The sequence below is a fragment of the Citrobacter sp. Cf116 genome (assembly GCF_030336505.1).
GTDB classification, from domain to species: Bacteria; Pseudomonadota; Gammaproteobacteria; order Enterobacterales; family Enterobacteriaceae; genus Citrobacter; species Citrobacter freundii.
Genome location: NZ_JAOWEQ010000039.1, coordinates 1 through 9,711, shown reverse-complemented (window position 1 = coordinate 9,711; position 9,711 = coordinate 1). Strand labels below are relative to the sequence as shown.

10 protein-coding genes and 1 pseudogene are annotated in these 9,711 nt (G+C 51.0%); 1 reads left to right on the top strand and 10 read right to left on the bottom strand.

The genetic code is table 11. The features are described from left to right. The first annotated feature begins 430 nt into the window (after nucleotides 1–430). On the top strand, nucleotides 431–1,288 hold the full coding sequence (gene yibB, locus OGV74_RS16635) for a protein YibB (RefSeq protein ID WP_200083690.1): 858 nt from the start codon (nucleotides 431–433) through the stop codon (nucleotides 1,286–1,288). Nucleotides 1,289–1,352: 64 nt separating this feature from the next. On the opposite strand, the gene OGV74_RS16630 is transcribed toward yibB, so the two are convergent. From OGV74_RS16630 to OGV74_RS16585, 10 genes and pseudogenes are all read right to left on the bottom strand, one after another. Beyond that, nucleotides 1,353–1,937 carry a tail fiber assembly protein gene (locus OGV74_RS16630; protein WP_200036198.1) on the bottom strand — a complete coding sequence of 195 codons (585 nt, stop codon included), beginning with the start codon at nucleotides 1,935–1,937 and terminating at the stop codon, nucleotides 1,353–1,355. Next, complete coding sequence (locus tag OGV74_RS16625) at nucleotides 1,937–3,709, bottom strand: phage tail-collar fiber domain-containing protein (protein WP_264363807.1); 1,773 nt, start codon at nucleotides 3,707–3,709, stop codon at nucleotides 1,937–1,939. The genes OGV74_RS16630 and OGV74_RS16625 overlap by 1 nt, the downstream gene beginning before the upstream one ends. Then, the gene (locus OGV74_RS16620; RefSeq protein ID WP_096879015.1) at nucleotides 3,702–4,265 is read right to left on the bottom strand and encodes a phage tail protein I; all 564 of its coding nucleotides are present in this window, start codon (nucleotides 4,263–4,265) and stop codon (nucleotides 3,702–3,704) included. The genes OGV74_RS16625 and OGV74_RS16620 overlap by 8 nt, the downstream gene beginning before the upstream one ends. Further along, the gene (locus OGV74_RS16615) at nucleotides 4,255–5,175 is read right to left on the bottom strand and encodes a baseplate assembly protein (protein ID WP_181630472.1); all 921 of its coding nucleotides are present in this window, start codon (nucleotides 5,173–5,175) and stop codon (nucleotides 4,255–4,257) included. Before OGV74_RS16615 ends, OGV74_RS16620 begins: the two co-directional genes overlap by 11 nt. After that, nucleotides 5,159–5,512, bottom strand: a complete 354-nt coding sequence (locus OGV74_RS16610; RefSeq protein WP_016150408.1) for a GPW/gp25 family protein — start codon at nucleotides 5,510–5,512, stop codon at nucleotides 5,159–5,161. The genes OGV74_RS16615 and OGV74_RS16610 overlap by 17 nt, the downstream gene beginning before the upstream one ends. A 39-nt stretch (nucleotides 5,513–5,551) precedes the next feature. Next, nucleotides 5,552–6,487 (bottom strand): phage major tail tube protein, encoded by a 936-nt coding sequence (locus tag OGV74_RS16605; protein ID WP_286521193.1) that lies wholly within the window; start codon nucleotides 6,485–6,487, stop codon nucleotides 5,552–5,554. Next, a complete protein-coding gene (locus tag OGV74_RS16600) occupies nucleotides 6,484–7,953 on the bottom strand; it encodes a phage tail sheath family protein (RefSeq protein ID WP_181595357.1) in 1,470 nt (489 codons plus the stop codon). Before OGV74_RS16600 ends, OGV74_RS16605 begins: the two co-directional genes overlap by 4 nt. Before the next feature lie 38 nt (nucleotides 7,954–7,991). Further along, nucleotides 7,992–8,609, bottom strand: coding sequence for a phage baseplate assembly protein V (locus OGV74_RS16595; protein ID WP_096879026.1), 618 nt, complete (start codon nucleotides 8,607–8,609; stop codon nucleotides 7,992–7,994). Between the two features lie 70 nt (nucleotides 8,610–8,679). Then, nucleotides 8,680–9,141 (bottom strand): annotated as a pseudogene (locus OGV74_RS16590) (phage terminase large subunit family protein); the annotation flags it as partial. A 3-nt stretch (nucleotides 9,142–9,144) separates the two neighbouring features. Further along, the gene (locus tag OGV74_RS16585; protein WP_047358011.1) at nucleotides 9,145–9,651 is read right to left on the bottom strand and encodes a DUF1441 family protein; all 507 of its coding nucleotides are present in this window, start codon (nucleotides 9,649–9,651) and stop codon (nucleotides 9,145–9,147) included. Nucleotides 9,652–9,711: the final 60 nt, after the last annotated feature.

The following is a 9,711-nucleotide window of genomic DNA, read 5'->3' as shown; positions in this document are numbered from 1 at the left end:
ATACTCGCACTATCGAACGTTCGCCAGTCGGCCGCAATCATGCTCTTGCATACGGTGTGGTTGCGGCAACTCTCGTTACGGTTCACCATCAATTGGCCAGCCAGGTCATCTTTAATGATTCCCGTTATTACGCAAAATATCGGCTAAGGAACACTGCTTGATATGCTTCAGCAACCTATTGTTATCCTATCTTAGAACAAAGCGACAATTTCAATAAAAATAATACCAATGAAAATCATTAACTATTGAACAATCCTTTGCAACAACCAGTTATTTTGTATATCCGTTGCTTATCAGTTTTAATATCACATGATGCTTCCCGCCTCATGTTGATACTGATAGAATGTTTCCATGTGACTGATATCAAAAAAAATATGTATTCAACATTCTTGTAGTTATTGGATAGGTATAAAACACGGATTGCTTAAAAATGAACTCATCTATTACCATTGTTACAGCATTTTTCGATATAGGACGCGGAGACTGGACGAGTAATAAAGGTTTCTCTCCTCACTTAGAGAGAACAGCTGATACCTATATTCAGTACTTTGAAAATCTGTCTGAATTGGATAATGACATGGTCATTTTCACATCCAGTGAACTTAAACCAAAAATTGAAGCAATCAGAAATGGGAAAAACACTGTTGTAGTGGCTTTAGATATTAATCAAAAATTTCAACACATCAAAAAAAGAATTGCGCGGATTCAAAAAGATAACGAGTTCATAAGCAAACTTGAAACTCGCCAGTTGATAAACCCCGAATACTGGTCCCCAGACTATGCACTGGTTTGCAATCTGAAAACATATTTTGTAAACAGAGCTATAGAGTTAAATCTTGTGAATGATGATATGGTTGCATGGGTTGACTTTGGTTACTGTCGCAGTGCAGACGTAACCAGAGGGTTATCTCGATGGGATTATCCATTTGACCGCAACAAAGTAAATTTCTTTACAGTTAAAAAAGGCTTGACCGTCAAAACTATCCATCAGGTTTTTGACCACATGATTAACAATCGTTCCTATATTATTGGTGGGGCAGTTGTAGCAACACAAAAGAAATGGAAAGAGTTTTACAAACTGGTTTGTCAGTGCCAAATAAAAACACTCAGAAATAATATAGTTGATGACGATCAGGGTGTTTTTATAATGTGCTATCATTACAACCCTAAATTAATAAAACTAAATTACCTGGGTAAGAACCGCTGGTTTAATCTGTTTAAACTATTCGGAAGGAAAGATATAATTACTTTATTAAGAAGATTAAAGGTCTCTCTTATAGGTAAATAATTTTTAATTGAGGTATGAACAATGCCGATTCTAATCAGTCCCGGCATTGTTTTGCTTAAGTCTGTTATATGGGCAATGGAGATTCAGGCCAGATGATGTTTTGAGCATCCTCGGGGTTAATTCGGTTAAGCATTACACGATACTTTTTCCATGCAAGCAGTGCTTTCGATTCGTCTTCCGTCGCAATGTCCAGATCAACTGCATCCTGGAGAGGAGCAATAGCAGATGTTGCAATCATCAACAGGTTTGCTTTTTCCTGCGCAGCCTGTCCCTGAAAAAATGCTTTTTCCGCTTCTGCATCATGAACCCATTGTGTGCCGTCCCATTTAACATATCCTCCTTCGGGAGCCACTGATACAACATTATCAGGCAGGGACCCCAGCGTCTCAATAACAGTGGGTCTACCTGTGCTGATGTCATAAACGGTCTCTCCCCGGTGGTCTTCTACTTGCGACCACTTATTGGTCTGAATATCGAAAACAGCAACGAACCCCGCCTTCACTTTTGGCGGTGCTATATCGGTACTATACGCAGGTAAGCCCGTATTAGCCGGAATAAACCCATCCCCCTTACCGATAAACTCATTCGTTGCTGATGAAAGATTGTAAATAGTAATAATGCGGTTGGTGTCAGTCATTTTAAAAGCCATTATGCAAGCCTCACTAAATAATTGAATGCAGTATTTTTTACAGTATTTTCAGCCTGACCAGATGGTGAAACCGTCACACCATGGCTGTGCGCGCCAATGTAAACAGAGTGAGCATGTGCTCCAATCCCCACTACGTGATCATGCGCACCAATTCCGACAGCATGAGCGTGGTCACCGACCCCACCAACAGCACCCCAGTTTGTTCTGTCAGAGCCAGTATTGGACATAGCAACAACATCCCCCGCCTGACCGAACTGCGTTCTTCCGGATATAGGGTGGTTGTGAGCTCCTGCGCCGGTTGTTGATTTAGTGCCGTAGTCAAAAACTGATACCGATTTGGTGCCATAGTCAAACCCGGTTGTATCCCTGCTTCCGAGATCGGTACTTGCGATCGTTGCACCGTGATCGTGCCACTTAATACCATCCTGTTCTTGTGTTAATACCCCTCTACCAGTTGGGTTTCCCTTAATCGTCTGGCCACGCATATCAGGAATAACACCCGTTGGATAAGCCAAAGCAAGTAATGGATAGGCAGATTTATCAAACGATTGCCCCTGCATGAGCGCATGGTTAACAGGCGGTATATCCGAAGGCCATGGTATGGGTGCGCCTACGGGGTAATACTCATAAGGAGGATTTGCCGTATTAAAATCCCTGTGCCAGCCTGGTAAGTAACCATCGCCATGATTGATGTAGGTAAACTGAGCGGAAGGCGTTCCATTTCCGGCTGTGGTGGTTGGCGTGGTGATACGAATAGTCATCGCACCACGCGCTCCCATAACCTCAACTACCGAGCCAGCAAGACTGATATTCCCGCATCCCGTATCCGTAATAACCCTGTTATCACCGTATGACCATGAACCTTTGCATACCCAATAGGGATGATTAAATGCCCCCTGATTTTCAAGCCAGACGATAAAGTCCGCTGTTGTCCAGTTACCGCCTCCACCAATACTGACCGAGCCACTGAAAGCTCGCCCGGCACCGATATTACGTACAAACGAATCCGGTTGCGGTACATCAGCGCCGTTCTGATTTTTTTGCAGCGAACCGGCTGCTCGATTTATCGTTTCTACCAGGCCAAGGTTTTGTAGAAATAATGCGACATTCGGTATATCCGCGCCGTTCCGGTCTTTAGCCAGCCGCGCATTCGCATTATCCATTGCGATCTTAACTGCTGCCGGGGTGGCGGCCTGCGTTTCACTGGTGCTGTTCACCGAACTGCTAAGTTGAACCAGCCCTCTTTGTTGTGATGTGCTATCGAGGACACCAATGGACTCACGCGATGTTTTTTGTGCTTCCGCGCCCCGCGCCTTTATCTCTTTCAGGTACTGGTCAACACGCAGGAATAACCCGTCGCCGGTTGCAACATTCAGCGTGATATTTGAGGTATCTGATACCGCCAGGCGAAACTGCATATTAACGCTGACACCACCAACCGGCTTATCGATCGATGGGCAGTTTGCCACCGCGTAAAGCTCTCCGGCGTCAGTCATTAAACCGACCTCGCGAACGGTGAATCCACCAACCCCGGTCGGCAGGACGATTTTTGCCATTAACTGCGTGGACTGTTCCGGGGACACCACCAGCTCAGCGATAGCTCCCCGGTACGTTTCATTGATCAACCGGATTTGCGACGGATCGGGTTTAACCTGCTTGCCATTACTGTCACCCACCACAAAGTGAGTCAGTACAATCAGGCGACCACTGGCAAGCGCCTCTGCCTCCAGTTCTTTACCCCGGTTTGTGATAATTGAGTAGTAATCAGCCATGAGATTCCCCGGCAAAAATGTCCACATCGATATGCGCTGTTGTCGCACCCGAAATATATAAAGCCCCATCCATACCCACATTCGCCATCACATCGATTTTGCTCAGATAGCTGCGCAGGTTCTTGGCCCGCTCGGTAAGCTGGCGGATCTGATGATAGAGAGCGTCACTGACCCCCTCACTGCTCTGTACTTCGATCCGGAAGGTGTAAGGTTCAGCGCGCGGGGTGTCTTCCCACCACTCAACCACAGTCGTGGGCAGGTTCACTGACCCGAGAGAACGGCGTACCGCCCCGGCCGTTCCCCTGTGCTGATGAACATAAGCGGCATCCTTTATCACCTGTCGCTTTTGCGCCTCCGTCCAGCCGTCATCCCAGAAATCAACGGCATGCTCCCAGGCCAGCCAGGGGAGAAGATGTGCCGGACAGGTGTCAGGATTTTTGGACTTGCGCACCATATTGGTATCGAGGGTGGCGATCTGCTCAGCGCTGGCCTGCTCCTGCGCCCGCTCTTCATGAAATGCACCAGGAGGTAGTAGAGATCGAAACTTAGCCGTCATTGCTGCTTACCTCCCTGCGGGTGACATTAATGGCGGTACACCAGGGCGCTTTACCCGGTTCCGCTTCCAGATCTGCTACCGGAGAAATCAGCCTTACCCGGACCACACCGGATTGCTGCAGCGCGGCATAAATGGCGGATAACGGGACGACGGTTTTAATCCGATGGGAAAGAGTGGTGTATGACCGTAAAACATCGATGGCATTATTCAGCACCGTACTGGCGTCTGGTCCTTCCGGGATCTCCAGCTCTGCCGTAACGGCATAGTTTGCAATCGTGGCACTTTTAACCGTCACGTAGTCCGTTAACGGGCGGATTTCATCCGCATTCAGTGTGCTGTTAACCTTATCAAGCAGGGGCTGCCCCGCCGCCCCATCCCCGGTACGTGACAGGACATAGACATCAACGTAGCCGGGCCGGTTATGGGTTTCCGGCCCATAGGCATCGGCATCCAGCACATCCGTATCGGCAGACTTCGCATGAAAGCGGTATGAGTTGCGCGCGCCTGCTGTATTCAGCTGCGCCCATGAAAGCTGGATACGTTCACGAAATGCCGCATCGTCTTCCAGTTCAGGCTCCACTGGCGGAATGGCAAGCGGATCTCCGGGCTTAATAACCTGCCGTTTAACGTTGAATGCGGCACCTATCTGGTCAAGGTCAGCCTCTTTTGCACTCGCGAGAAATACCGCCCGCACGGCATCATTAACCCGCTGAAACGCCAGCGTCAGCTGGTAGGCATTCACCTCCCCCTGTTTAAACGTCGGATCGGATTCCACCAGCGCATCAAATTGCTTATCAAGTTCCCGCAGGCGCGCCAGCCACCGGGTGAAGATTTCAGTCGCATCCGGCACCACAATGGCATCCGGTACGTCCAGTTCGGACAGGTTGATCACGTCATAGCTGCTTGCCATAAATCGTTATGTCTCCCGTTCTGACAGGTAAATTGGTTTCCTTGTTGATCCCCTCGATATCCAGCACACAGCCGGACTGCCCTTCAGGAAAGGAAACAAGCACACGTGTTACCTTCAACCGCGTTTCCCACCGGGCCAGTGCAGTCGCTGATGCGGCGATTATTTGTAGTCGGGTCAAATCATCCCGGGGGTTATCCACCAGCGAAAACAGATCACTGCCATAGTCCCGGACAAGAACCCGGCTCCCGATGGGAGTGGTCAGTATGTCGCTGACGGACTGGCGCAAATGGGCGACGCCGGACAGGCGTTTTCCGGTCCGGTTGTTTACACCGTTCATGATTAAATTCCGTAGCTGAGTCGCCGGATGGCGTGAGGGTTAACCGAAGTAGGACGGGCCTTTTTTGTCCTGCTTTTCTGATTTTTTCGAAGCTGCTGCGGGTTTACGAATATCCACGACAAGGTTGTAGGTGTAGCTGAATCCAGCTGACGTCAGAGAAAAGACCAGAGACTCAACCACCCAGGCCCGATCCTCACGGGAACCAAAACCGGTAGTCGACACACTTGCTTCTGCTGTCAGCGGAACATGTTTAGGGCGACATGGCCCCGTGAGCGTGATTTTCTGCTCGTTACGCTTCGCCTGTGTTTTCCTGGAGTTTGCCTGTTGCTCGGCGGTGTTTTTCTCCGACTGGGTATAGGGATTGGTCATCGCCGGGCCATCATGTTCAACGGAGGAGGTCTTTGTCGTGCCGTCCTCCTCATCGTAATAACGCACGCCGATTTTCTCTTTGGCTTTACCTCCGCTACCCGTAGCTTTCCCCGTCGAACTCCCCCGCTCACCTTCACTGTAGGACCAGTTTGATACTTCATCCGGTGTGATGGTGATCCCGCCAGTCTGTTTTCCTGAAGCCGTTGCCGTGGCCCCTTGCTGTAAAAAAAGCCAGTAGCCTCCCGATGGTTTGCTCACTGCGTTGTAGTCACGTGCAAGCCTTGCGAGCAGGTTGGCATCGGATTCCGCCACCTGATCGATGTGATTGATATGAATATCTTTCAGCGCGTCGGCTACGCGGGGGATCAGCCCGTTGCCGCTGACAAAACCGAAGCTGGCCAGCATATCCGTATCTATCCCATAAAATTTAACCTGACAGGTCAGTGCTTCCATGCCGTCATCAACCGGGGTGGGCGCATCCTGTGCGCCGGTACGCAAATCCGTTTTAACAATTGCCAGAGACGGCGGCGTAAATTCATGCGCCCCCTGAATACGGATCCCCTGCCGGAAGAAGGTCCAGACGCGTAGTGTGTTTTTATCGCTCATGCTGCAAGCATCTCCTCAAGCGCATAGTTATTGTTCACCCGGACGCGCAGGCTGATAAGTTCAGTCGGCGATTTCGGACCAAAGTCATAGTTGATGTACAGGACACCCGACGCCATGGTTTCCGCGGTGTTCAGTTCTTCATCCAGCCAGGCCCGCCCACCGAATATGGCGCCAAGACCGACCAGTTGCCGCATATAGGCATTGATGGTGCCGATAATGTCATCCGCATTTTCCCGGTCCAGTGGGCGGTCAACATACTCGAGCATGGTTTCCTGAATGCTGTCCTCAATAACATCAGCAGTACGGCGGACAGATTCAAAACGCCACTGAGGATTGGTTGCACACAAACGGTTCCCCCAGTGTTTAAAACCCGCCCGGCGGATAATGGTGGACACGTTCTGCATGTTGAGCAGGTTTGCGTCGCAGTTTTCATCCCCGAGGATAAATTCATCGATCTGCTCAACACCGAGGATGTTGTTGATGTCCTGGTTCGACTTACTCCACCACCAGCCTTTTTCAAAGTCGATGCGGGCGCGCAACCCGGCAGCAAACGCAGAGTAAGGGCGATAAACCAGCTGGCCATCTGCATCGCTCGCCTGGACCCGCGGGCGCAACAGTTCAGTTCGTGCGCCATAGGACTGGCGGCGCTGTACCACTTCCTGCAGCGTCGCACCGGAGGCGCAGTCAACATATGCAACAGCGCGCAATTTCCCGGCCACGGTTTCCAGCCCCTTACCAACCGCATCGTCCTCACTGAATCCCGGCGCTATCACAATACGCGGCTGGTACGTGGTAACAGATTTCGCTGAAGACAGGGTGCCGATCCCCTTCAGTACCGCAGCGCGTCGTTTTGCCACATCGTTTTCATCTGCCACACGCACCACCACCGTCAGCGCATTACGCTGATCGTTAATGTCTGTCAGTGCCTGTTTCAGCGTACCTTTTTCACCCAGGCGGGATAACAGCGTGGTGCCGACGACCGCCACCGGCGTATTGAGCGGAAAGGGTTCATCTTCACCCCCCGCCAATTGCAGGCTGAAGGGCTGGATAATCCCGTCACCGCGCCCGCTTGCACTGACTTTTGCGCCATCAACACCACCGACAGCCTCAGCAACGTCTCCGGGTTTAGCCGTGATAACACCGTGCTCATCACAACCCAGCGTGATGTTCAGTGTCAGCGATTCAGGATCCCAGCTTGCTGACGTCACAACCGCAGCAGGATTTTCGGCTGCCGGCTGTCCTGCCAGCGCAGCGACATTGATGACATTGCCTTCCCGCCCCTTAATGGTTGCAGTGAAGTCGATAACGTTATCGAGAATGGGTGTACCGGATGATCCCGATGCGGCTGTTCCCCCCGACGCATCAGGTGCCGTTCCCACCAGGCCGATAATGGCGGTCTGAATCGTGGTAACCGCCACCGTACCCGAGGTGAGTTCAATAGTTTCAACGCCATGTAACTGAGACATGTTTTTTCTCCAGGCATAAAAAAACCTGCCGCAGCAGGTCACATTTTCTGATTTGGTTTATCGGTGAGCCCGCCGCTATCGCCGCGGTGATCGTGGTTGTTAAAGACTTCACGTATCTTGCTCATGCTGCCGGATTTATCCGTTATCTCCTTTGACGCCCCGATATTCCCTGTAACCGACGTGTCAGCATTAATCTGGGTTTTGCCCTGGACTGTCAGGGTATCCGTAATTTCAACCGGACCATCCAGCGTGCCTTTACCGACAATTTTGTAGGTTCCGCCATCAGCCAGCGTAATCGTCAGGGCATGCGCGTTCCTGTCATAACGGATCTCGGTCCCGTCGCTATAACGGGTAATGTGCTCGCTGTCACTTCCTTCTGGCACCGGCAGCTTTCCCGTGTTCCAGCCGGGAAACACCCGTCCGTTGTTGAGCTCTCCGGCCTCGGACAGGACCGTAACCGCATCCCCCACGGCATAAGGATTTGAATCCGCCCGGTTAGTTCCTGAAAACCCCTGGCACAACGGCAGCCAGGTCGTGATGATATCCCCCAAATCCACCCGGCATTTTGGGATGCGATCGTGCCTGACGGAGTGGATAACGCCGCGCCGGACAAGGTTCGCCAGTCTGCGCTGCAGGTCGCCTGCTATATCACTCATGGGGCTGAGCCTCCCAGATAAGCTGATAGTCATCCACGTGATTACGGCCCGTATCAGGTGCAGCCCCCAGCCAGGCCTGCTGCAGAGGCATGCCATTGTTTGCAAAGGGGTCATGGACGTTGTTGTCATTGCGTGAAGGACTCAGCCGGCATGCCACCTCCGGGCTGACACGAAATGTTCGGGCCAGACGTTTTTTTGAGTGTTCACGCGCTTTTTCTTCCGTCATCTGAATGATGAGCATGTCAGACGGATCGCAGACAACGTTGTACACCACCCAGCCATCAATCAGACCAATGGTTTTACCCGTTCGGGCAGGGCCAACAAAAATGACAGCATCATATTCGCGTGATGCCAGGCAGTTCATCGGCTCCACAACATAAGGGGCAAGATTAGGATCCCACTCAACGGAGTTACCCACACCGACCGGAACACGCATATATTTATGTACGGCTTCGGCTACAGGCATTCGGCGCGGTGCTCTGATGATCCCGGCAGTGTTTTTTCTTAGCTCCGCCGCCGTGGCCTGTCGCATGGCTTACTCCTCTTCTGGCGAACTGTCCTCCTGTTCCGGTGTATCTGCCTGCTCAACCTTCAGGGCTATCTGATCTCGCAGGTCATCAATGACTTTTTGCACCCGAACGACAGCTGCAGGCGTCATCGCGCAATCACGTTCAAGAATATCCGGCAGCGTTTCCAGCACCTGAACGACGGCTTTTGCCATCGATGAAAATTCTCGGGTCACTGTCGATGCCGGGATTAACTCACCTGTTTCCTGCTGGAATTTAAGCCTCTCGCGTTCAGACTGAAACCATGCCTTACGATCCGGCGGTAACATCTTATCGATATCCACCAGCTCGGGTGCCGTGGTCCGGCCCAGCAGTTCCCGGAGAATATCGACAACAGAATAAAGCTTGAGACGAGAATTACTGCCCGGAGCAGGCTCAACGTTATTCAGCCTGCTGGAGATCGTCTGACGATGAAGATCGGTCACCGCTGCCAGCTGATTGATATTGAGGCGAAGGTTTTTCAGTTCGTTATCCATGATGATGAACAATATTTAACCATTTCGACATCGTGAATAATTTCACGACTGAAATATCAA

Coding starts and splice junctions, on each gene's coding strand:
- OGV74_RS16615 (WP_181630472.1), bottom strand. CDS start 5,175: ATGGCAAGCAGCTATGACGTGATCAACCTGTCCGAACTGGACGTACCG.
- OGV74_RS16605 (WP_286521193.1), bottom strand. CDS start 6,487: ATGAGCGATAAAAACACACTACGCGTCTGGACCTTCTTCCGGCAGGGG.
- OGV74_RS16610 (WP_016150408.1), bottom strand. CDS start 5,512: ATGAACGGTGTAAACAACCGGACCGGAAAACGCCTGTCCGGCGTCGCC.
- OGV74_RS16600 (WP_181595357.1), bottom strand. CDS start 7,953: ATGTCTCAGTTACATGGCGTTGAAACTATTGAACTCACCTCGGGTACG.
- OGV74_RS16595 (WP_096879026.1), bottom strand. CDS start 8,609: ATGAGTGATATAGCAGGCGACCTGCAGCGCAGACTGGCGAACCTTGTC.
- OGV74_RS16630 (WP_200036198.1), bottom strand. CDS start 1,937: ATGGCTTTTAAAATGACTGACACCAACCGCATTATTACTATTTACAAT.
- yibB (WP_200083690.1), top strand. CDS start 431: ATGAACTCATCTATTACCATTGTTACAGCATTTTTCGATATAGGACGC.
- OGV74_RS16625 (WP_264363807.1), bottom strand. CDS start 3,709: ATGGCTGATTACTACTCAATTATCACAAACCGGGGTAAAGAACTGGAG.
- OGV74_RS16620 (WP_096879015.1), bottom strand. CDS start 4,265: ATGACGGCTAAGTTTCGATCTCTACTACCTCCTGGTGCATTTCATGAA.
- OGV74_RS16585 (WP_047358011.1), bottom strand. CDS start 9,651: ATGGATAACGAACTGAAAAACCTTCGCCTCAATATCAATCAGCTGGCA.